The 23013-nt window shown below is 37.8% G+C and carries 25 protein-coding genes; 4 read left to right on the plus strand and 21 right to left on the minus strand.

The features are described 5' to 3' along the window. Nucleotides 1-406 precede the first annotated feature (406 nt). Both RCG17_RS01335 and RCG17_RS01340 read left to right on the plus strand, forming a co-directional pair. The gene (locus RCG17_RS01335) at nt 407-808 is read left to right on the plus strand and encodes a hypothetical protein (protein ID WP_308173508.1); all 402 of its coding nucleotides are present in this window, start codon (nt 407-409) and stop codon (nt 806-808) included. Nucleotides 809-1006: 198 nt separating this feature from the next. Further along, on the plus strand, nt 1007-1999 hold the full coding sequence (locus RCG17_RS01340; RefSeq protein WP_308173509.1) for an HD-GYP domain-containing protein: 993 nt from the start codon (nt 1007-1009) through the stop codon (nt 1997-1999). Nucleotides 2000-2382: 383 nt separating this feature from the next. On the opposite strand, the gene RCG17_RS01345 is transcribed toward RCG17_RS01340, so the two are convergent. Together RCG17_RS01345 and RCG17_RS01350 are read right to left on the minus strand one after the other, a co-directional pair. Continuing rightward, nucleotides 2383-3234 carry an aldo/keto reductase gene (locus tag RCG17_RS01345; RefSeq protein ID WP_308173510.1) on the minus strand — a complete coding sequence of 284 codons (852 nt, stop codon included), beginning with the start codon at nt 3232-3234 and terminating at the stop codon, nt 2383-2385. Nucleotides 3235-3270: 36 nt separating this feature from the next. Further along, complete coding sequence (locus RCG17_RS01350; RefSeq protein ID WP_308173511.1) at nt 3271-4254, minus strand: aldo/keto reductase; 984 nt, start codon at nt 4252-4254, stop codon at nt 3271-3273. 322 nt (nt 4255-4576) lie between these two features. Here RCG17_RS01350 and RCG17_RS01355 point away from each other — a divergent pair, with 322 nt between their 5' ends. Further along, nucleotides 4577-5494: an AraC family transcriptional regulator gene (locus RCG17_RS01355; RefSeq protein WP_308175743.1), complete on the plus strand. Its 918-nt coding sequence runs from the start codon at nt 4577-4579 to the stop codon at nt 5492-5494. Nucleotides 5495-5608: 114 nt separating this feature from the next. On the opposite strand, the gene RCG17_RS01360 is transcribed toward RCG17_RS01355, so the two are convergent. From RCG17_RS01360 to RCG17_RS01395, 8 genes are all read right to left on the minus strand, one after another. After that, on the minus strand, nt 5609-5812 hold the full coding sequence (locus tag RCG17_RS01360) for a cold-shock protein (RefSeq protein WP_308173512.1): 204 nt from the start codon (nt 5810-5812) through the stop codon (nt 5609-5611). Between the two features lie 168 nt (nt 5813-5980). Then, complete coding sequence (locus RCG17_RS01365) at nt 5981-6178, minus strand: sporulation protein Cse60 (RefSeq protein WP_308173513.1); 198 nt, start codon at nt 6176-6178, stop codon at nt 5981-5983. Between the two features lie 132 nt (nt 6179-6310). After that, the gene (locus tag RCG17_RS01370; RefSeq protein WP_308173514.1) at nt 6311-6817 is read right to left on the minus strand and encodes a CBO0543 family protein; all 507 of its coding nucleotides are present in this window, start codon (nt 6815-6817) and stop codon (nt 6311-6313) included. Nucleotides 6818-7018: 201 nt separating this feature from the next. Continuing rightward, on the minus strand, nt 7019-7414 hold the full coding sequence (locus RCG17_RS01375) for a zinc-binding dehydrogenase (RefSeq protein WP_308173515.1): 396 nt from the start codon (nt 7412-7414) through the stop codon (nt 7019-7021). After that, nucleotides 7407-7583 carry a hypothetical protein gene (locus tag RCG17_RS01380; protein WP_308173516.1) on the minus strand — a complete coding sequence of 59 codons (177 nt, stop codon included), beginning with the start codon at nt 7581-7583 and terminating at the stop codon, nt 7407-7409. Before RCG17_RS01380 ends, RCG17_RS01375 begins: the two co-directional genes overlap by 8 nt. 73 nt (nt 7584-7656) lie before the next feature. Further along, entirely contained in the window at nt 7657-8391 is a 735-nt protein-coding gene (locus RCG17_RS01385) for a hypothetical protein (protein ID WP_308173517.1), read from the minus strand. A gap of 231 nt (nt 8392-8622) precedes the next feature. Next, on the minus strand, nt 8623-9048 hold the full coding sequence (locus tag RCG17_RS01390) for a hypothetical protein (protein WP_308173518.1): 426 nt from the start codon (nt 9046-9048) through the stop codon (nt 8623-8625). Nucleotides 9049-9180: 132 nt separating this feature from the next. Then, nucleotides 9181-9660 carry a PAS domain-containing protein gene (locus RCG17_RS01395; RefSeq protein ID WP_308173519.1) on the minus strand — a complete coding sequence of 160 codons (480 nt, stop codon included), beginning with the start codon at nt 9658-9660 and terminating at the stop codon, nt 9181-9183. 420 nt (nt 9661-10080) lie between these two features. Between RCG17_RS01395 and dld the strand changes: the two genes are divergently transcribed. After that, a complete protein-coding gene (gene dld, locus RCG17_RS01400) occupies nt 10081-11763 on the plus strand; it encodes a D-lactate dehydrogenase (RefSeq protein WP_308173520.1) in 1683 nt (560 codons plus the stop codon). 227 nt (nt 11764-11990) lie between these two features. Here the strand turns inward: dld and RCG17_RS01405 are convergent, their stop codons facing one another. The 11 genes from RCG17_RS01405 to RCG17_RS01455 form a co-directional block, all read right to left on the minus strand. Then, nucleotides 11991-12773 carry an HpcH/HpaI aldolase family protein gene (locus RCG17_RS01405; protein WP_308173521.1) on the minus strand — a complete coding sequence of 261 codons (783 nt, stop codon included), beginning with the start codon at nt 12771-12773 and terminating at the stop codon, nt 11991-11993. Between the two features lie 194 nt (nt 12774-12967). Continuing rightward, nucleotides 12968-13618, minus strand: a complete 651-nt coding sequence (locus tag RCG17_RS01410) for an alpha/beta fold hydrolase (protein WP_308173522.1) — start codon at nt 13616-13618, stop codon at nt 12968-12970. Between the two features lie 191 nt (nt 13619-13809). After that, nucleotides 13810-14823, minus strand: coding sequence for a LacI family DNA-binding transcriptional regulator (locus tag RCG17_RS01415; RefSeq protein ID WP_308173523.1), 1014 nt, complete (start codon nt 14821-14823; stop codon nt 13810-13812). A 160-nt stretch (nt 14824-14983) separates the two neighbouring features. After that, the gene (locus tag RCG17_RS01420; protein ID WP_308173524.1) at nt 14984-15745 is read right to left on the minus strand and encodes an SDR family NAD(P)-dependent oxidoreductase; all 762 of its coding nucleotides are present in this window, start codon (nt 15743-15745) and stop codon (nt 14984-14986) included. Between the two features lie 117 nt (nt 15746-15862). Then, nucleotides 15863-16246 carry a cupin domain-containing protein gene (locus tag RCG17_RS01425; protein ID WP_308173525.1) on the minus strand — a complete coding sequence of 128 codons (384 nt, stop codon included), beginning with the start codon at nt 16244-16246 and terminating at the stop codon, nt 15863-15865. Next, nucleotides 16230-16964, minus strand: a complete 735-nt coding sequence (locus RCG17_RS01430; protein ID WP_308173526.1) for a cupin domain-containing protein — start codon at nt 16962-16964, stop codon at nt 16230-16232. The genes RCG17_RS01425 and RCG17_RS01430 overlap by 17 nt, the downstream gene beginning before the upstream one ends. A gap of 32 nt (nt 16965-16996) precedes the next feature. Further along, nucleotides 16997-18286 (minus strand): histidinol dehydrogenase, encoded by a 1290-nt coding sequence (gene hisD / locus RCG17_RS01435; RefSeq protein ID WP_308173527.1) that lies wholly within the window; start codon nt 18284-18286, stop codon nt 16997-16999. A gap of 153 nt (nt 18287-18439) precedes the next feature. Then, nucleotides 18440-19705, minus strand: coding sequence for a histidinol dehydrogenase (gene hisD / locus RCG17_RS01440; protein WP_308173528.1), 1266 nt, complete (start codon nt 19703-19705; stop codon nt 18440-18442). 134 nt (nt 19706-19839) lie between these two features. Then, on the minus strand, nt 19840-21078 hold the full coding sequence (locus RCG17_RS01445) for an ester cyclase (protein WP_308173529.1): 1239 nt from the start codon (nt 21076-21078) through the stop codon (nt 19840-19842). A gap of 33 nt (nt 21079-21111) precedes the next feature. Further along, the gene (locus tag RCG17_RS01450) at nt 21112-22017 is read right to left on the minus strand and encodes a carbohydrate ABC transporter permease (RefSeq protein WP_308173530.1); all 906 of its coding nucleotides are present in this window, start codon (nt 22015-22017) and stop codon (nt 21112-21114) included. Further along, the gene (locus tag RCG17_RS01455; RefSeq protein WP_308173531.1) at nt 22017-22895 is read right to left on the minus strand and encodes a carbohydrate ABC transporter permease; all 879 of its coding nucleotides are present in this window, start codon (nt 22893-22895) and stop codon (nt 22017-22019) included. Before RCG17_RS01455 ends, RCG17_RS01450 begins: the two co-directional genes overlap by 1 nt. Between the last annotated feature and the right edge of the window lie 118 nt (nt 22896-23013).

A 23013-nucleotide genomic window follows, 5' to 3' on the forward strand; every position in this document is an offset into this window, starting at 1 on the left:
TGCAATAGCTAAAATAATTTTTCCAACGGCAAGCGGGGTGAACATCACCTTATTAACAAAGATGTCCGAGAAAATTTGGAGCTGGCAATTTTTCAACCACTTCAACAGAAACCCGATAATATGGCTTGTAAAATTCCTCCTAAATCCAAGCTGGTTAAATCTTACCATATATTATTGAAAAATTCTGTAAATTATATCTCTTCAATAAAATTTCATTTACAAGTGGAATCGGATCCAAAAGAAATCCGTATAATAATGTATCAAATCTTGAGCTAAAGGATCAGGTTAGCGACAGAAGGAACTATCAGCAATTAGGTAGAACTTATTGGTAAATCACTATTCGTTGTACTTACCCCTAATTAGAATAACTGGTAAATTTTTTACTAAGAAAAGGAAGGTATCTTAAATGAAAGAATTATTATTAATCCAAATAGCTGCTATCATCGTGGCAGTTGTATCGGTTGGCATTGCGGTCTTTCAATTCTTACTCTTTTTGGGGTTGCCATTAGCGGAATATAGCTGGGGTGGAAAATATCAGGGTGTGTTACCGAAGAAAATGAGAATCATGAGCTTACCGTCTGCAATATTATTACTATTTTTTGGTTTCATTTTTTTAATCCATTCAAAAGTTCTATCAGTGGGATTCCATTTACCAACAAAATTATTTGTGATAATTATTACTGTTTTCATGGGATTAAGTACATTAGGAAATTTAGTTTCAAAAAGTAAAAAAGAGAGGTTGGTCATGACTCCTTTGGCAGGTATAACATTTTTATCATGTGTACTCGTACTTTTATATAGTAAATAAATTGCAATCTAATACTTTGTGTTACTGAAGGTTGGTTTCGGCAGCCTTCTTTTTTATTGCACTAAACTGTTAGTTATACAAGTGATTCCAAATCTTACATACACTCCACCCTTTTTGTAAGGGCTAACTAGACTGAAATATTAAAAAAAACTTTCTATTCAGTATAAAACCTTATTTTCGAACAAAATGTGGTATCATGTGAAAAGAATTTTTAGTGCATTTTTACTATCTTTTTCTAAACGAAAGGAAGTCAAAATGGGGAACTTCAGTAAAATTTTGGATAATTCCACTTATTTTCGCTTTGGGTTTGTGCTGTTTTTATTATTAAGTGTACTAATCAGCATTGTTCTTCCTAATAATGATAATTTTTTTATGCTTTATATTATTTCTGTCATTTTTTTAGGTATTGGTTTTTATAATAAACCTGTTTTTTTGATTGTTTTAACTGTTTTGACTGTTGCTTGCAGATATTATTTCGTGCCGAATGCAGAAGAAAGTACATTTTTAATTTTTTTAATGACCTATTTTTTAGTAACGTTTATTTCTGCAGGAATGATGAAATATGTTCAAAGGGTAAAAAATCATACTTTAGAATTAAAATTGGCTCTTGTAAATGCTTTGGATTCAAGAGATCGTTATACTTCGCATCATTCAGAAAATGTATCGAAATATGCAGTACAAATAGCGGAAAAGATGAAGTTATCTAAAGACTTATGTAATACTGTTCGTGTTGGTGGATTGTTGCATGATATTGGGAAAATTGGTATCCCTGAACATATATTGAACAAGTCAGGGAAATTATCAGAGGATGAATATAATATAATAAAGTCGCACCCAACGATCGGTTATGAAATGCTTATGCACGTTGCGGATTATAAGAAGAATGGTGTTTTAGACATTGTTTTATATCATCATGAACGATATGACGGAAAAGGTTATCCAAAAGGTTTAAAAGGTGACGAAATCCCATTGGCTGCTCGCATAGTCGCTGTTGCAGATACATTTGATGCTATGGTTTCCAAACGTGTTTATAGAAATGAAATGAATTTAACCTATACTCTGAATGAGATTCGTCAAAATAGAGGAACACAATTTGACCCGGAAATAACGGATGCGTTTCTTTCTATATTTCAAGAAACGGATATGAAGGTTGATGGCTCGGCAATAAAATTATTGGACAAAAACTCTTAAACTGTAATTATAGATTCAAAAAGATGGGAAGTATACATGATTACTCCAGCCTGAACTTTTGGATTATAGAGTTTTTTACAATAACATTTAACGGTTGCTAGAGTAGAACAGAAATATAAAGCAAATAGATTGTTTTTCCTGGTTACAATTCAATTCGGGGTATTGGTATTAGTCCCCCTTCTGTATTTGGAATTTAAAAATGCTATAAATAGCATTATCTTTTCGTATATAAAAAGAGCCAAAATACGCAAGAAATGAATAAAAACTTGCATATTTTAGGCTCTTTAATTTTATTCCTTATTGTTTTAAAGCTCCCTATAGGATAAGTACATTATTTCACACCTAAACCCAGAATATCTTTTGATTGTTGATAAGAATGAAAATTAAATATCAAGTTTACGTGTCCCGATCCATTTCACCATTTCAGGGTCTTGATGTGAAAAGAATAGGCTTTGTTTCGTATCTAAGGTAGCAATTTTCTCCATATCTTCTTGACTTAATTCAAAGTCAAAGATATTGAAGTTTTCGATAATTCTTTCCTTACGAACAGACTTTGGAATCACAACGACACCTCTTTGTATCAACCAACGTAAAACCACCTGGGCAACGGTTTTGTTATAGTTTTCAGCAATTGATAACAAAGTTTCATTTTGGAACATGTTATTTTTTCCTTCTGCAAACGGTCCCCAAGACTCAATCTGAACATTGTTCTCTTTCATAAAGTTATGACTTTCAATTTGTTGATTGAAAACATGTGTTTCGACCTGATTTACGGCAGGAACAACTTCATTATGAATGATTAAATCAATTAGGCGGTCTGAATAGAAGTTACTTACTCCGATTGCTTTGATTTTTCCCTCCCTGTATAATTCCTCCATAGCTCGCCATGAACCATGTACATCTCCGAATGGCTGATGAATCAAATACAAGTCTAAATAATCCAATTGAAGTCTTTTTAGTGAATTGGCAAATGCTTTCTTTGTGCTCTCATAACCAGTATCCTGAACCCATAATTTCGTAGTAATAAACAATTCCTCTCTTGGCACACCGCTCCGCTTAATAGCTCTGCCAACCGCTTCTTCATTTAGATAAGAGGCTGCGGTATCAATCAGTCGATAACCAGCCATAATAGCATCATAAACAGCTTGTTCACATTCTTTTTCATCTTGAATTTGAAAAACACCAAAACCAATTATCGGCATTTCAACACCATTATTTAAAATAACTTTTTGCATAAAAAATTCCTCCTGTTTATTAATTTTGAATGTCTTTTATTTACCCACTCTATTTGCGTATTCTGCCGGGTAGCGCTCTCCCGAAACTTCAATCTTTGATAGTGCATCGTTCAAATCATGTAGTTCTTCTGCAGTCAGCTCAACATCCGCTGCGCCAAGATTTTCTTCCAGACGTTCCAGTTTCCTTGTACCGGGAATCGGAACAATCCATGGTTTCTGAGCAAGTACCCATGCTAATGCGATTTGAGCAGGAACTGCTTCTTTCCCTACCGCAATATTCTTTATCAGTTCCACCAATATCTGATTGGCTTCGATATTTTCCGGTTTGAAGCGAGGAACAATACTGCGAAAATCGGAACTAACGAATGTTGCATTTTTATCAATCTTTCCAGTAAGGAAGCCCTTGCCCAGAGGGCTAAACGGTACAAAGCCGATTCCAAGTCCTTCAAGGGTAGGCAGCAGTTGTTCTTCAGGACTTCTCCACATCATGGAGTTTTCACTTTGAATCGCAGTCAAAGGCTGAACTGCATGTGCGCGACGAATCGTTTCCACACCTGCTTCAGAAAGCCCCCAATGTTTAACCTTACCTTCCTTAATTAGGTCTTGTACAACACCAGCTACTTCCTCAATCGGCACATTTGGATCAACCCGATGCTGGTAGTAGAGGTCAATAGTATCAACCTTTAGTCGATTTAGCGAGCCTTCAACTGATTGTCGAATAATTTCCGGTTTGCTATCAAGCACCTGCTTGCCATTTTCCATTTTGATACCGAATTTAGTGGCAAGGGCCACTTTTCCCTTGAAAGGTTCCAGAGCCTCACCAACCAACTCCTCATTCACATATGGACCATAAACTTCGGCAGTGTCGAAGAAAGTAACGCCTCGATCAATGGCTGCATGAATCAGCGAAATCATCTCTTTCTTGTCCGATGGAGGACCATAGCCATGACTCATTCCCATACAGCCAAGACCTATAGCAGAAACTTCTAAGCCGCTATTCCCTAACATACGCTTTTGCAAATTTCATCTTCCTTTCTTTTTTATCCTTTTTCGGCAAAAAGACTCCATCTGAGTTGTGTTACGGGCGAAAGCGATGAATTGCCTGATTTGTTAAACCATTCGAGCATTTGTGCTATTCTACATCTGTAAATGCGATATTTGACATTGCTCCAGCCTGTTTTCCTGGAAGTGAGATAACTTGCATTCTTATTATGCAACAAATGAAAATACGACTGGTATCACAATCCTTTCAAATGATTGCCTAATCCTCTCACAGCCATTTACACAAAAAATGAACTTACATTATAATGGGACCATCACGGATGAAGAAAAGGGGGATTATATGTTTGAACAATTATATAAACAAAGAGTTGAGCTGACCAAAATCATAGAGCGTTACACAGGACGTGACGGCTCCCATGCTACTGATATTCCGTCTTTATATTTCTCTCGGTACTCTAACGATACTGGACCAAATTACGGAGTTTACAAGCCTTCCTTATGTATTATCGTTCAAGGGATGAAGGAGGTATTACTGGCACAGGAACCCTTCAGGTACGGTCCTGCCGATTACTTGGTTGCATCCGTTAAATTGCCCGTAACTGCACAAGTGACAGAAGCCTCTTCCAATGTTCCGTATTTGGCTCTCAAACTTGAATTTACACCGAGTGAAATTTTAGAGGTGTTACGTGAAACTGAAATGGGTGTTGAAAAGAAGGAAAATGCTACGCGAGGTTTGTTTGTTAGCAAAATAGAGCCATCTCTTCTGGACGCAGTAACCAGATTAGCTCGACTACTAGATAATCCGAAGGATATCCCGGTACTTGCTCCTTTAATTATGAAAGAAATCATTTATCGAGTTTTACAAGGAGAATATGGTAGGATGCTGAAACAAATCGCAATAGAGGGGAGCTCTGCTAATCAAATCAGTGACGTGATTGAACACATCATGAATAATTATGAAAAGTCGTTTAAGATTGAGGAACTAGCTGAAATCGCGAATATGAGTGTTTCTTCGCTTCATAGGCACTTTAAAGAGGTAACTGCTATGAGCCCGATTCAGTTTCAAAAACAACTAAGGCTACAAGAAGCTAGGCACCTGTTATTATCTGAATCAGCGGATGCTGCTGATGTTGCATTCCGGGTCGGCTATGAAAGTCCATCGCAATTCAGTCGTGAATATTCCCGTATGTTTGGGTTACCACCTAAAGAAGATGTAAAAAGCCTGAGGGATAAATATGACCAAACAATAAACGGATGAATCCCCTGCCTGTTTTCATGTCCCCTACTCCTTTACGAGTGGGGTTTCTTTGTTTCACAAGAAAAAAGAAAAGCAGACTCCCATAAAAGAGCCTGCCTTCCCTGTTTTGTATAATTAAGCAGCTTTACGTACGTTTGAAGCTTGAGGTCCACGTTGGCCTTGCTCAACATCAAAAGTCACTGCTTGACCTTCTTCTAAAGTTTTGTAACCTTCACCTTGAATCGCTGAGAAATGAACGAATACATCGTCTCCACCTTCACGTTCGATGAATCCGAAGCCTTTTTCGCCATTAAACCATTTTACTGTACCTTTTTCCATTTGTATTGCCTCCTAGTGTGTATACACACACAACGTAATACTATCCTTGCTCTCAGTGATCATCAAGATGAAAATTTACAAATCCTTTACACCGAACAAAAATAATTCTTTTTAATCATAACATTTTTTGTAAAAATTGGCAAGAGACAAAAAAATCCATTGAGCTCCCTATTTCTTTATAATAATCATTGCCGTATATTTTGTATCAGGATTCGCTCCATATTCTGTGTGCATACTTGCAGCAAGAGGAACAGCATTGTATTTAACATCTATAAGCTTTCCTTCCTCTAATGAGCCAAGAAAATCATTAACTACCCGAATAAGTTCTGCGAAGTCTGTACTTTGAAAACCTTTTGCCTCAAACATAATTTTATCCCTCCCTTCATCTTATATTTAAACACAAAAGGCATATTCTCCTATAAGAACTCCTATTATTTTTTTTCAACGAGAGTACCTTTAGTAAAGTATGAACAAGTATGAACTGCTATGGGCTTTGAGCTATATATCAAATTTAAATGGAATATTAAAGTAAGTTATTAAGAAGATGATAATAAATAAAGAAAAAATATATGCTAAGAATGGTTTATACTGATGGAGCGCTATAACTGAAAACATTACGATATCAAACAAAAATGAATACCAAAATTTCCATCCATTCTGATAGGAAATCCTCTTAAATACATTTAATATCCACTCAACTAATATGTAAATCCCTGACCAAAGCATTATAAACATCAGTCTTTGAAACCATTTTTCAGGAAAGTGGGAAAGAAAAATTAAGATACTAATAGGCATTGTAATAAGAGCATAAACAATAACAATCATTTCTTGTCCATATAAGAAATCCGGGTGAAATTTCCATAATGTATTTTCTTTTACTATATATTCGTAAAGCAAACCTCCCACACAAATAAAAAACATACTTGCATGGTATTCTCTCCAGTTTTTCCAATTGCCCCACTTCAGGGATGCCATTATGGTTAGAACTGCAATAGTGACATGCATTAAACAAAGTCCTTTCGACTGTTTCCATATAGCTTTCCCTTTTTACAACCGAACAATGTAATACTCAAACTACTAATTTTGAAACTTTTGTTGGAAAGTATAGCGAAAGCAAGTAAATATTTATTTGTCTTTAAAACCAATTCAAGATAACTCCTAACTAATTCTTTAACTGATAGCTATACTCAGGAGGCAGTTACATTATTAATTAACAACCACAATTTTTCCGTTTGCAGCATTGCTTTCTATTAATTGATGTGCTTTGTGTATTTCATCCAATGAGAAAACCTTTGCAATAGGCACTTTAATTTTATGTTGTTCAAAATGGTTGAATAGTTCAACTAGCAATTTCTCTTTAAAATTTACTCCGCTATCAAACTGAGTAAAATACGTACCAGCAGGAATATCCATCATAGGCTCAAAATTTTCTAACACCCACTCACCGCCTAATATTCCGGTCATACATAATACTACACCGTGATGGGAAAGTAACTTCAGTGAATGTTTCAATGTGACCGTACCTACTAGTTCTAAAACTTTGTTCACGCCATTTGGAAAAACTGAGAAAAGTTGTTCTGATAAACTTCCATCATCAAGCAAAACATAATCCGCACCATATTCTTTTAAAAATTGTAAAAATCTCCGAGCGATTGATTCCAAAGGCATTAATTTTTACCAGTACCCATCCCGATTTCACTTTAGGAATTGGAACTTCCTGTACAGCCAATTCACTTGCTGTACAGGTTTTTTCTAATACAACAGCTTTCATTTTTAAATCCCCGTTATACACTATTTTTTCAGGAGACCTTCCTTTAGTACACAGTACCTGAATTTTTTATAATTTATTTGCTGGCTACAGCGATAAAATTAAAATACTCATCCTCTGGATTCCCATTTCCATCTTTCAAATTGAGAATATAGGATGCAGCACCACTCGTCAAATCGTATCCTACCCCGCCGTTTATATTAACAAAATGGGTGCCAATCGTATCACTCACTGTGGCGGTCAAAACAGGGATGCTGTTGAAACTGCCTGCCGGAAAATCTATTCTAAAGAGACCTGTAGATAATTTTTCAATACTAAAACCATGACCGACTTCAATGTATCCATTTGAAGCAACCATACCTGAAATGATTTGCATGGATGCTCCCGGAGGTCCCTGAGGTCCTGTGTCCCCTTTTGATCCTTGTGGTCCAACGGCGCCTGTTGCACCAGTATCCCCCTTATCTCCTTTTGGTCCTTGGATTCCAGTATCCCCTTTGTCACCCTTAGGTCCGACTAGCCCCATTTCACCGGTTGCTCCCGTGGCGCCAGTATCACCTTTTGGTCCTTGTGGGCCGACGGCACCGATGTCACCTTTGTCTCCTTTTGGTCCCTGAATATTCCATGTTACTCCCTGTTCGTTACTTTTTGTGGTTTCTCCAGGCTGCAATAGGCGGACGGAACCATCGTTTGTTTTGACTGCTGCCCTTAATGTGTTGTCGGGATTCACAAATGTCGCGTTTGATGCCGCATAAGCAACACCTGATAATAATAAAGCAGAACCAAGAATGACGCTTATTATTGTTTTTTTCATTCATACACCCCCTGAAAATCACTTTATTCAAAGAGTGATACGATATGCCTATTTTGTTAAGGTTCGAAGGGGCTTCGTGTTTAGGAGTGCGTTACTTGAAAAAAGACATCGCCTTTTTTGAGGGTATAAATATCTGTCACCACAGTCCTTGATACTGTGATATTTTTTATACAGCTTAGCACGTATATTCATTAGTAGACGAAACCAAAAAAGCAATTTTAACAAATCAATTTAAATTTTATTATTTTTCAAATAGTTTTTTCTTGTTCCATAGCTTCTCCGATAAACGAATTTTCTTAAATCAACGTCTTTTAAATACCCGTCATAACACAAGAAGAGTAAAGATTGAAACTCTTTATAGTTTTCCATGACAAAAAGAGCGAACTCTTTTCGTTCTCTCTTCATTTTCATCTTCATTTCTTCCTTTGAAAGGATATTGTCAAGCTGATCTTGGTAATAGGCTTTCGTATCTTCCCACTTATCTTTGCGATTCACCAAAATATCCTGACCATACTTCGGTAACTTTTCAATAACAAGGTCGATATATCCCTCCGACCACATTACCATTTTATCTTTTTCTGGAAGCTCAAAAACCAATTTTAATAATTCCGTTTCATCCATATCTTTTTCCATTGCATATTTTCCGACCCGATTCATTTTATCACCTCAAATATGAATCTTTTGGCCTTAGTTTGTTTCAAAACAGCCACATTTAAGTAAAGAAAAACACATTGAATTAGGGAATTCAATGTGTTTTTCTTTAGCTTCTCAAATGAGAAGGGTATTTTTTTATTTTTCAGACTTAACAGCTATAAATTCGGCAATAGTTTCAGGGGTATTTTTACCTTCTTTTCCTTGGAAAAGGTCGATATTAACGGTCACATCCATACAGCCAAGGTATTTTCCATTTTCATCTCGAACAGCCATAAATTTTTGATAGATTTGACCTGGCTGTCCGTTATGTTTTGGGAACCAAAATTCCCATTCATCACGCTCACCAGAACGGAAGTCATCAAGTAATTTCTTAACATGGTGTGCAGCTTTAGGATGAAGTTCTAGTACAGGACGACCAATTGCTTCCTTACGACGACCATGTACACGATCAGGATTATTTGAATACCAGCGGAAGATATCATCTGCATCGCAGAATCCCATTTCAAATGGCAATAACTTAATGATTGAATCCAAAGTACTTGCCTTGATGGCACCTGTTTCAAAGTTAATTACAGCTTCTGGACTAATTAAATCTGATAATTTTTCTTCAGACATACTCTTCTCCCTTTAGATATTTTAGGACATATTTATCTTACGAAATGCCAGTCGAGACACCATTACGTGGGAGGACGCTAGAGCGCTCACGCGTAAACCCCTCGGGCGTTAGTTCCTAAAAAAGAAATTTTTGTAACTAACACTAATATAGTATAAAACCATTACACTTGGTGTGACTTTAATCACGAAACGATATGACTGTTGTATAAATATAGTTTTTTCTTTAGGCACCCGTTCGTAATATTAGGTTAACCACATTTTTACGGTTGATATGTTATTATTTTAGTATTATTATAGCAGTATAGTGAAAGTTTTATTGCAAAAGTTTAACAAAGTTAGTGATTCACGCAAATATGTAATCGCTCACAAAATCATGAGTCCTTTTAAAAGGAATTCTTTTCATACTTAGGAGGCGGTAGAATGGAAAATCCATTTATTACAGCACTTGAAACGATTTTAGATCGCAAATATATAATTACCAATCCCTCAAAAACCTTACGTTATCGCAAAGGCTATCGCTCGGGACGCGGGGATGCACTAGCTGTTGTCAAGCCAGGAAATTTGACAGAGCTCTGGCAAGTTCTAAAAACGGCTGTCAAATTTGACAAAATCATCATTATGCAAGCGTCAAATACAAGTTTGACAGAAGGATCAATTCCTGCAGGCGGCTATGATCGTGAGGTCATCATTGTATCAACAACAAGGATTACACACCTTCAGTTGATCAACCAAGGCAGTCAAGTTTTGGCCTTTCCAGGCACAACGCTCTATACACTTGAAAATGCGTTGAGACCGCTCGGACGAGAGCCGCATTCTGTGATCGGCTCGTCTTGTCTCGGTGCGTCGGCCATCGGCGGAATTTGCAATAACTCGGGGGGCTCGCTCGTCAAACGCGGCCCTGCTTATACGGAGCTGTCTCTTTTTGCCCGCATTGATGAAAATGGCGAGCTGCAGCTGGTGAATCACCTTGGTATCGACTTAGGCGATACGCCTGAGCAAATCGTTGCCAATCTTGATGCTGGAAATTTCGATCCGAATGCTGTCCCGGAATCCCCAAAACACGGGCACAATCACACTTATCAAACGCGTGTGCGTGACATTGACGCAGATAGCCCAGCTAGATACAATGCCGACCCCAATCAGCTCTATGAATCTTCAGGTTCTGCTGGCAAAGTAGCTGTGTTCGCAGTAAGGCTCGATACTTTCCTTAAAGAACAAAACGAAAAGGTTTTCTACATCGGGACCAATACCCCGCACGTGCTAGAATTGATTCGGAGAAAAGCACTGTCGGAGTTCGAAAATCTCCCTGTCGCTGGCGAATACATGCACCGTGAAATCTACGACATCGCCAAAAAATACGGCAAAGATTCATTCATAGTCATCAATAAACTTGGAACTGACCGTTTGCCCTTATTATTTGGTATGAAAGCTAATGCAGAGCGGATTTTGGACAAAATGAAAATTTTCAAGCCTTATCTTCCTGACCGTGTCTTGCAAAAACTGAGCTATCTTTTCCCCAACCATTTGCCAAAAAGAATGGAAGAATTTCGCGAAAAGTATGAGCACCATCTGATCCTCAAAATGTCAGGCACAGGTAGTGCTGAGGCGGAGGCTTATCTGACGGAATTTTTTAAAGAAGCTGAGGGTGACTTCTTTGTCTGCACGCCAAAAGAAGGAGCGGATGCGTTCTTGCATCGGTTTGTGGCGGCGGGCGCTGCGATTCGCTTCCAGGAGGTGCATCAAGACGAAGTCGATGATATTTTGGCGCTTGATATCGCACTAAGGCGCAATGATCTGGACTGGTTTGAAGAGCTGCCTGAAGAAATCTCAAGCCAGATTGAGCATAAGCTTTACTACGGACATTTCCTTTGCCACGTGCTGCATCAGGACTACATTGTGAAAAAAGGAGTCGATGCGCATGCCTTGAAGGAAAAAATGCTGGAGCTTTTGGATGCGCGCGGTGCGATTTATCCAGCGGAGCATAATGTTGGTCATCTCTATGAAGCCGCACCATCACTGGTTGATCACTACAAAAATGGCGACCCAACCAACAGCTTCAACCCAGGAATCGGAAAAACCTCGAAACTTAAAAATTGGGCTTAATCATCATTATGAAAGACCATTTTAAGAGTACACTTTTTGACAAATTTGATTTTCAAGTAAAACGAAGAAAATAAGCTAAATTTCATTTTGGTACGATTGAAAAAGGAAACTGAAAGTCTACGGGCTTTCAGTTTTTTTATTTTAGCCATTATTCACTAAAAGGCTGGTTCTATTAGTAAAATATTAGTTTTAAAATTACCTAGTATGGTTTTCACGCACATTTATACTTATAAAATCCTATTCTTATCATCCATTTTCATTGTTTCATTTACTATTTGATCCAACGCTTGCATAATTACTGAAGTCCCTGTGATTCCAATATAAGAAGCTCCCAATTCAAAACCCTTAAGGGCTCCTTGAGCATTAGCAGCAACAGTTCCAATCTTAAACCCATACTCCTTGCCAATTTTGTACAACTCTTGGATGACCTGTTGAACTTCAGGATGTTGGGCACCTTCCGCCTTATATCCCATATTTACAGATAAATCCGTTGATCCAATAAATGCCATATCAATTCCAGAAACACTCATAATTTCCCTAAAATTTTGAACTGCTTCTGGGGTTTCAATATGAACACAGATGAGTACATTTTCATCTGACTCATTAAAATAGGATTCTCCTCCATCCATTCCGAAACGCGCTGCCCGGATAGCAAAAGCTGCCCCCCGTTGTCCCTGTGGAGGGAATTTAGCCCTTTTTACAACGAGTTCCGCATCCTCTTTCGTATTTACCATAGGCACCTGTATTCCTTTAGCACCTCTATCTAACGCCTTTTGAATACTTGAGGCATCATACGAAACTCGGATAATTGGCACTAAATCAACCAATTCTGCAGCCCTAACCATATCTTCAATTTCTGAATGGCTAAATGCCCCATGTTCATCATCAATTACGACAAAATCATATCCAGTATAGCCAATCATCTCGATAAGGGAGGGAGCAAAAATTCCAAGGAAAACTCCAAGCACATTCTCACCATTCATAATTTTTTGCTTTACTTTGTTTTTCATATAATTTCACTCCAATAATTGATTGTTTTAAAATAAAGAGCTTTTTTGAGTTATTGTATTTGTTCCACGAATTATATATCGGGTATAAGTTTTACGGGTTTTCCCAGGTAATACTAGTTTTCTATGAAGGAAAACAATATGGGTATAGCATATTCGGTGATTTTCGTGGATAAAAATTCCTTCAAATACTATAATTACTCCCCATACCCCTGTTGAAGAATCCAGTCACGTAAACGGGAGGTAACCTCCTCGGGTCTTTCTAATGTACTTAAGTGACCACACTCTTCAATAACGGAAAGACTTGCATTAGGAATATTGGAAAAAAGATATTCATGCATTTCCATTGAACAAAGCATATCCTGTCGACCAAGAAGAACAAGTGTAGGACATTCAATTGCGGATAAATTCTCCCGTCCGTCGGGACGTGTCATAAGCGCCTTCATTTGGTTGATCATCGCCTTTGGCCCAACGTCTTCTGCCATTTTCCTAATTGTTTCAATTAAATCTAAATCCTTTTGCCGATCAGGATGAATTAATACTGGCAGGAGATATTTTTCTGTTACATCCATAAATTTTCCGTGTGTAGCCATGTCAATAAAATTTTCCCATCCTTTAATTTGTTCTAGGAGGGGAGGATTCGGATTGGTATCTAAAAGGGCTAACTTTTTTACTCTTTCAGGTGCTTGGCGTATTATTTCCATTGCAACGATTCCACCCATTGACAGGCCTGCCAAGGAAAACGCAGCTGGTGCTTCATGTAAAATGGATTTAGCCATTCCCTGTATGGTATCGTCCTTAGTTAAATCACCAACTTGTATATCTGCTACATCTGCCAAATCATCCATTTGATATCTCCAAAGATTTTCATTACATAATGTCCCTGGTAGCAAAATTAAATGTTCTTTTGACATCATTATCCCTTTCTTTCGTTTGACTACGCATTCAAAATTTCTCAAAAAAAGGATCAACAAGACATGGATTGTCGTAGTTGCTTACTATTGATATCCTTTCCGCTCCTGCTTCACATCATTAAACTCTATAATACGAATGTAGTTTTACGAATTTTTAATTCCGGTTCAAGAATTATTTGAATCGGGACAGAAGGAACCGTTTCACAATCGATCAAATCTATTAATTTTTCCAATGCAAGAGACGCCATTAATTCCATATGCTGAGAAACTGTAGTTAACCCAATAAAATGATTGCTCGCTAGGCTAATATCATCAAAACCCACTACAGACACATCTTTAGGAATTTTCAAATTTAAACTTGCTGCAGCATCTAAAATTGCTAAAGCCATTTGATCCGAAACTGCTAAAAAGGCTGTAGGCCTATTTTTTTTGTTTAATAAATCCTTTGTATACTCAAAAATCTTTTGATAGGAAAATTCTCCGTTATAAACTAATTCTTCCTCATATGGAATGCCATGTTGCAATAGTGCTTCTCTGTATCCTGCAAATCGCTGATAAGTTGTTAAATACTTAAAAGGGCCTGCAATATACGAAATTTTTTTATGCCCCAGTTCAACCAAATGATTTATGGCTAATTTTGCACCTTTGATATTATCAATAACCACGAAATTCGCTTGGGGATCATCAATGCTGCTATTGTATAAGACAATCGGAAATCCCATATCATGCAGCTGTTTTATTTTGGTGTCGTTCCGCTTAACGGAAGCAACAATAATACCATCCACCCTTTTTCCTATCAAAGTATTAATGGATTTATCTAAGTTTTCATCATCATGATTGGTATTGCAAATTACCACATCGTAATCTAATTTCTGTGCCTGTTCAATAATTACTCCAGCAGACTCGGCAAAAAATAAGTTTGAAATATCCCCGACAATCAACCCGATGGATCTTGTTTTCTTTTCAACTAGACTCCTTGCAATCTCATCACGGGTAAAACCTAATTCATTTATAGCTAAAAGAACTTTTTCTTTTGTAGAGTTTTTTATAAAAGGATAATTATTTAAAACTCTCGACACAGTCGATTGAGAGACTCCCGCTTTCCTTGCCACATCATCGGCTGTAACTCTATCATTCATCGTTATTTTCCTTTCACCAAACAAAATATGATATACATATTATTAACTCTAAATTTGCTTATACAAAACTATCATAACGAATTCTATTTATTTGAGTTATTAAACGTTTTTAAAAAGGTAGAAGCCAATCATGGCATATCCCTTATTTTGGATACCATATTTAAATAGCCGTCCAACCACCGTCTACTTTAATGGTCTCCCCCGTGATAAAATCAGACATTTCAGAAGCTAAAAACAGAACAGATCCAGTTATATCGGAAGGGCGAGCCAATTTCCCCAAAGGAATTCTGCTTACCACATCCTGATAAAAACTTTGATCCTCAAACATTTTTTTTGTTAAATCTGTCTCAATAAATGTTGGGGCGACAGCATTTACCTTGATATTGTATGGAGCCCACTCAATCGCTAATGCTTTGGTAAGTTGGACTGCGCCACCTTTGCTTGAACAGTAGGCAGCTCGTTTAACATATCCCACAAATGCCATTTGAGATACGATATTGATAATTTTTCCTTTTTTCTGGGGAATCATGTATTTCCCGACACGTTGAGAACCAAAAAACACGCCTTTCAGGTTCGTATCCAAAACACGATCCCAATCATCTTCTGTCACTTCCATTGCCGGTTTTGGGATATTAATCCCCGCATTATTGACAAGAACGTCTATCCCATTATTCCGAATGTACGCTTCATCGACCATTTCATATATATTTTTGACATCTTGCATATCACAAACGATATAGGAGCATTCAGATTGAAGCTCTTTTAATTGATCCGCCGTTGTGGAGAGTGCTGATTCGTCCCGCCCTGTAATGATTACCTTAGCACCCAACTTGGCAAAAGAAAGAGCAATATCCTTACCGATCCCTTTGCTTCCACCTGTAACAATAACTTTTTGTCCGCGTAGCTCCGTAAAATAGCTCACTTTTTTCCCTCCTATTAATCAGCCCACTGCAAAAGATAAAATACTGGGATCTAAAGTGGTTTCATCCTGACGTCCCCCCAATCTTCCATAAATAAAAGGTCAGGGGGACAGATCATACTATAATTTTATTAGTCTATTATTTTCATCTAGAGATAAGCCGGTTTCACGTGCCGCTTTTACCACTTCGGGTGCCCATTCAAGCTTTGGACGATCATCCCCGCTGTTAATAATAAAGAGGAATCCAGTCTCCTTGGCCACACAGTCTATTCGACGATAAACGTCCGTTGGAATAGACATGATATCCTTTTCCTTTAGCACCACTTCTCCGTCCTCACCATTTTCTCCCAACGAAATCTTCCATTCGCCTTGTTGAACGAAAACGACTTGTTTGGTGGATTGTTTAAATGTGTGGAATCCATTACCCGACTCAGCCTCCACTAACTCAAAGGTAAACGAATGCTTGTAGTTTAAGAGAGATAAGCGATCAGCAGCCTCTGCCATTCCAGGCCCGATCAGGCCGTAGCTTTTTTGGCTCCCCCGAAAGGCGGCAATCCAAATACGATTCCTCATGGGGAACCCGGTCCTGAAAGCGAAAAATCTGTTTACACATCACTTCTTCGCTAATTTTTGGAACCTTGGCCAGTTCTTCATTACTGATTGGAGTCACCACTTTTGCATGGCCTGGTACTTCCTCGCCTGCAGTGGTATCAATTAATCGTCCATCCTCCAGCAAAACAAGCCCATATCCTTCAGCAGTACGCAGTACTTGGGGAGCCCAAGTAACCTTGCCAGGATTGTCTTCACCTAAAATACAGTACAAGAAACCATCATCGGAGCCAATATTTTCAAAAGCCCGAAAAATCTTTGGAGGAATGGAGAATACATCTCCTTCTTTTAAAATAGCCTCTCCTTCTGTTCCATCATTCCCCCAGAAAAAGCGCCATGTCCCTTTAGCAACAATAAATACCTCAGCTGTTAAGTGTGAATGCAGCGAATTTTTTGTTCCATATGGCATTGCAGCCGCTCCAAAGTTAAACCCATGTGCCTCCACCAAATTTATCACTCTTTTGCTGCTTTCCGATACACCTGGACCAATAATTGTGTAGTTCTCTTTTTTGTCAGAACCGGGAGTTTTCGCATCAATAAAAGCAGTTCGGTCCGCCACCAAATCTTCGAATAAAATCACGCGCTTTTTAAATTCTTCCTTCACAATTGTCATCAACTCTACTTTCCCTCCTTTACATTATTAATCTAGCTCATTACACTTTTATTTCCATACCGTCTTACACGTAGCAAGGCCTGTTCCCGATGGCCCATAAAATTTTCTAATTCACAAAGACGAGCAGCATATTCCCCTATTAACACGCTCGCTTCAGGAGTACATCTTTGATAAGTACACGTTTTAATGAACTTTCCAACCCAAAGCCCCCCTGTATAACGTGCCGCTCCTTTTGTAGGAAGGGTATGGTTTGTTCCAATCACTTTATCGCCATATGCTACGTTTGTTTCAGGCCCCAAGAATAAGGCTCCGAAGTTTTTCAAATTTCCCAAAAAATAATCTGGGTTTTCTGTTAGTATCTCTACATGTTCAAATGCTAACTTATCCGCTTCTCTCACTGCTTCTTCTTCATTTTCAACAAGAATAATGATCCCGTTTTCTTCCCAAGCGATTCGAGCAACATCCGCAGTAGGCAGAACTTCCAATTGTCGCTCAATTTCGATTATGGTTTCTCTTGCTATCTTTTCAGATGTTGTGATTAAGGCTCCTGGAGATGTAGGACCATGTTCAGATTGACCAAGGATATCACAGGCAATCATTTCAGGATCTGCCTTTTCATCTGCAATCACCAACGTTTCTGTAGGACCTGCAAGTAAATCTATACCAACAATTCCAAAAAGCTGACGTTTTGCCTCCGCCACAAAAGCATTTCCAGGTCCGACTATCATATCTACAGGCTGGATTGATTCAGTTCCTAAAGCCATTGCAGCTAACGCCTGAACACCGCCGAGCACATATATTTCATCTGCACCAGCCAAAGACATTGCTGCAATGGTTGCTGCGGGAATTTCACCGTTAATCGGTGGTGTACAAGCAATCACTCGCTTAACTCCTGCAACTTTTGCAGTTAATACGCTCATATGCGCTGAGGCGACCATTGGATACCTTCCACCAGGGATGTAGCATCCAACACTTCCAACAGGAATATTTTTATGGCCCAAAATAACTCCAGGTAGCGTTTCAACTTCTATTTCCCGGATGGCTGACTTTTGTACTTCAGCAAATCTTCTAACTTGTGCTTGTGCAAATTTAATATCATTAATCGTTTCTTCTGGAAGGGATTTTATGATTTCATCTACTTGCTCTTTTGATAATTTAAAATTTTCAGGTGACCACTTATCAAGTCTTCTAGAATATTCTCGAACAGCCTGATCACCATTTTTCTTTACTTCTTCAATCATACTTTTAACTGTTTGTGAAACATTCATCTCTGTTTCGGCAATTTCTTCTTTTGACTTGCCCATTTTTAAAAATTTTGCCATACCAATCACTCCATTTTTTATAAATACGATGTGAATTACTAACTTCATCTTTTAGGATACGTTCGCTCTAATTTTAATGATTAAGTGATTTTTTCAACCTTTACGAAATAGATTCATAGATCCTTGAATCCATGTTTCCTAAAGCTAAGGAATCTACGATTTAATACTCGATAATCTCATTTCTGCCGATAAACGATGACCTTCTAACCCTTCAATTTCAGATTGTTTAGATGCATGTGAGGCTAAATATTGAACACCCTCACCCGTAATTTGTTGATGGGTGATTACCTTCACATAACTTCCAACCCAAAGACCACCTGTATATCGAGCAGCTTTATTTGTCGGTAGAGTATGGTTAGTTCCAGAAACCTTATCTGAAAATACGACTGAGCTGTCCGAATCTATGAATAATGAGCCATAATTATAAAGACGATCCATTGAATCTCTACTATTTTTTAAATGCAAATGAAGGTGCTCGATTGCATATTCATTACAAATATCTATTCCTTCCTGTAATGACTCTGCGATAATGACTTCTCCTAAATTTGTCCATGACTCATGTGCTGGTGAATGAGGAGAGAATTCATGGAGTAAATGCTCAACCTCTTCTACTGTTCTATGGGCCGTAGAAATTGATGTAGTTACAAATATAGCACGAGCATATGGATCATGTTCCGCCTGTGCCAGGAGATCGGCAGCACATTTTTTTGGATCAGCCGATTCATCTGCAAACACGAGAACCTCACTAGGACCCGCAATGAGATCAATCCCCGCTTTTCCAAATACCTGACGCTTAGCTTCTGCGACATAGCGGTTTCCTGGCCCAGCTATAATATCAACCTCAGGAACCGATTCTGTACCATAGGCCATTGCGGCAATTGCCTGTGCTCCTCCAATTGCAAAGATGTCAGTTGCACCTGAACGGACAAGGCCATAAAGGACTGCTGGGTGAATTCCCCCTTCATAATTAGCAGGGCTACAGGCAACAATCCTTTTGGCACCCGCTACCTTGGCAGGTGTTACCACCATTGGACCTGATGACAAAAGTGGAAAACGGCCACCTGGTACATAGGCTCCCACCTTTTCAATTGGAATGATTCTATGTCCCATTTGGATCCCTGGCCCGAATTCTTTTTCAAGGGGTAAGATACATTCAAGCTGCGCTTTTGAAAAGGCAGAGATTCGTTCCACCACGCGATCAATCAGCTCCTTTACATCGCTTGATAGAGCACTTACACATCTCTCTATTTCCTCTTCACTAACTTTAAGAGGACGGTCTGAATGACTAAATCGTTTTTCATATTCCTGTACACCTGCATCTCCTTTAGATCGTACAGTGGCAATAATTTCTTTAACGGTTTGCTCCACATCATTAATAGTCGTTTGTTCATTTTTTTGTGCCTTTTTTAGATATTCCAACTTAATACCCCCCTTGAATTGGTTATATTATTAAAAAATATTATTTTATAAATAACAAAGAGAAAAACTATTAAATACCTTTTTAATTACTTGAAAATCTTTATTTAGTATTCAATCCAACGCATTTTTACTTATTAAGAAACACCAGTAAAGTTACCGTCTTCTGATTGAGGACTTTCTGCAGCTATTTTTTCATCTGAATCAGGTAAATAAATTTGGCGTAATACTTCCATTCCATCAAATAATAGCCATTCTTCTACAATTTTTTCATTTCTGATTTTGTAATGATTAATTCCAAATATATCAATTGGTTTTCCACTTGGGGCCCCAAAATAACCTGTTCCCTCATGGATACCTTGCAATCTCCAACGAACTGCCACATCCCAGTCTTGATCTGAGTCTCTTTTGTTACAAGTAATTCGTTCGAGTACTAACTTTGCATTCGGTACAGAGGCAAACAAGCTAATAAACATTCCTTGAATTTCGTTAACACCTATTAAATCTCTGTTACAAATATAATGAACGACTGCTTTTACCTCATAGAATTTCTTCACATTGTTAAAAGAACGCCTCTCCCAAACCTTGTTAAAAAGTTCAAGCATAAATTCTCCAATTTCAAACTCATCTGACGTGGGGATAAAAGGTTTTGGCGGCAGTCCTGCCTCTGCGGTTTCTGGAAGTCCAAAGGTTATGGTAGGAGCAAGATGTTGAGTACTTTTCGCAGCCTTCTTGGCCACCTCAATTGGATCTAAACCGAGTTGTTGAACAAGATGATACGTATCCATTACAAGCCATTCTTCGTAAATTTTATTCGCATTAATCAGGCAATCTGCTGTAGTCCGAAACATTACTTTCTTTCCAGTGGCAGGGCCATAGTAGCTATCTCCCGTGTTTGTGGCCACTGATTTTCCACGATGAGAAGTAAAGAAGCCATCTCGGTCATTCCCAGACCAAATGACACTCCAACCTAAACCTTTTCGATCAGGAAAAGCATGCAGAGTCTGAAGAGTACCTGAAATTACCTCATTTACTCCATGGCTGTTTATTAATCCCTTATGGACACTTACTCCTGTGCTATAGGTATCATAAATCAACCCAATATCTTTTTCCTTCCAAATTTGGCGGGTTATTTTTACTATATAATCAACAATATTGTTATACTCTTCACTAAAACCTCTCATACTTTGCTTTTTTTGTTCACTAACACTGATATTGACATAATCATAATCATCCTTAGAATCAATTGGGTTCACTTCATTAGCGTTAGCATAAAAGATTAAGTTCCCGTAGTTCTTCAATTTGGGTTGATTTTGTTTAGTTGCTTCTTTTGGATTAATCACATTAATTCCTTCTTTAGTCAATGTTTCTTCCATTTTAAAAACCTTCCTTTATATTTGGATATGTTGCTATTTAACTCCACCTGAGGTCATTCCTAAAATAAATTGCTTTCTTACAATGATCATTAAAATAATAGTTGGCAAAACAAAGAGAATTCCTGCTGCTGACATCTGGTTCCATAAAACTCCTTTTTCACCATTGAAAAATTGTAGTGCTACAGGTAAAGTAACTGCATCTTGGTTCGTTAAAACTAACGCAAACATAAATTCATTCCAAATGGTTACAAAACAAAATACCGTTGCGGTAATGATTCCTGGTTTAACTAAAGGTAACAAGACATGCCATATGACTTGAAATCTCCCAGCTCCATCTATGGTTGCTGCTTCTTCCATATCCGGTGGGATTCGATCAATAAACCCTTTTATTAGCCAAATTGCATATGGAATAGTTTGACCTAAATTTACAATAATCAGGGCGGTCGTTGTATCTAACAATCCCCAATTCCTGAACATGATAAAGTAAGGAATAACATTAACAATCATAGGGATAAATTGAGTAGCTAAAATGGCAAACATAAATATTTGTTTCCCTGGTATTCGGAACCTAGAAAGACTATAGGATGCCAAAATACTGACTGGTATCGTGATGAGTAACGTTACCGCGACTACTATAATACTATTTGAGTAATATTTTCCTACATTAAAAGCTGGGCTAAAAACCGTCTTAAAATTTGCTAAGGTAGGTTTAAAGAAAACACTTGTGGTGTAAACTTCATTTTCAGGCTTAAATGCTGTAATAACGATCCAAAAGATAGGCAGGAAAAAAACTAGAATAATAATGAGGACTCCCAAACCTTCTAATATGGAAAAAGGAAGCCGAGCCCGTAATCTCTTCCGATTTTTTTCTAAAATTAATGTATTACTCATTAATTCCGAGCCTTTTTCATTTTTACTTAAATCCAATGCATTACTCATTAATTCCAATCATCTCCTTTAACAAGCTTTCTCATGTAAAGTGCAACAAAAACGATTGTAATCAATGCTAAAATATATCCCAGTGCTGAAGCATATCCCATGTCAAAGTACTTGAAACCTGTCTTATAAATAAGGAAGTTCAATACTTCAGTTGAAGATCCTGGACCACCTTGAGTAAGGGTAACAATTGGGTCAAATGCCTTTAGCGAAAACATCGTCATTAAGATAGCAGCAATTAGAATAATTGGTTTTAGCATAGGCAATGTAATATAAATGAGTGTCCGAAACCGAGATGCTCCATCAACTTGAGCAGCTTCAAATACTTCTTTTGGCATCCCCATTAACCCGCTAATAAACATTAGGCTTATAAAAGGAAGCCAAATCCAAACTACTACTGAAATTAATGCGATCATTGCAGTCTGGGGGGAACCTAACCAAACAGTCTTAGCAAGAGGTGGAATCAGAAAGCCAATGATTTTATCGAACAAACCGTAGTCTGAATTCAACATAAATCGCCATGAATATCCGATGAGTGCTGCACTCATCGCAAAAGGAATGATTAAAATGGCCCTTAGATAGGCCAATATCCGTTTTTCTTTACTCAGCAATATCGCAACTACAATCCCAAAAGTAATCGTTAGGAAAACCGTGAATACGGTAAAAATCAGTGTAATGAGAATACTATTCCAAAATTGCGAATCTGAAAAAGCCCGTAGATAATTTCCAAATCCAACAAATGAACCCATATCAGCAGAATTCTTTAAATCCCAATTATGGAGACTGATCCAAAACGATCTTATAAGTGGATATATTGTCGTTGCTAACACTAGAAGAAACGCTGGTGCTAATAAACCATATTTAAAAATCCTATTACTCAACAAAAGATCCCCCTTTATAAGATTAGGAAATTGATAAACTTCTGATTTTATAACATTATTCCTATCTATTTTTAGAGGTTTAGAAGTTTTTAAAACCTCTAAACCTCTTACTAATAGA

This window comes from Neobacillus sp. PS3-12 (genome assembly GCF_030915385.1).
Taxonomy (GTDB): Bacteria; Bacillota; Bacilli; order Bacillales; family Cytobacillaceae; genus JAEVLT01.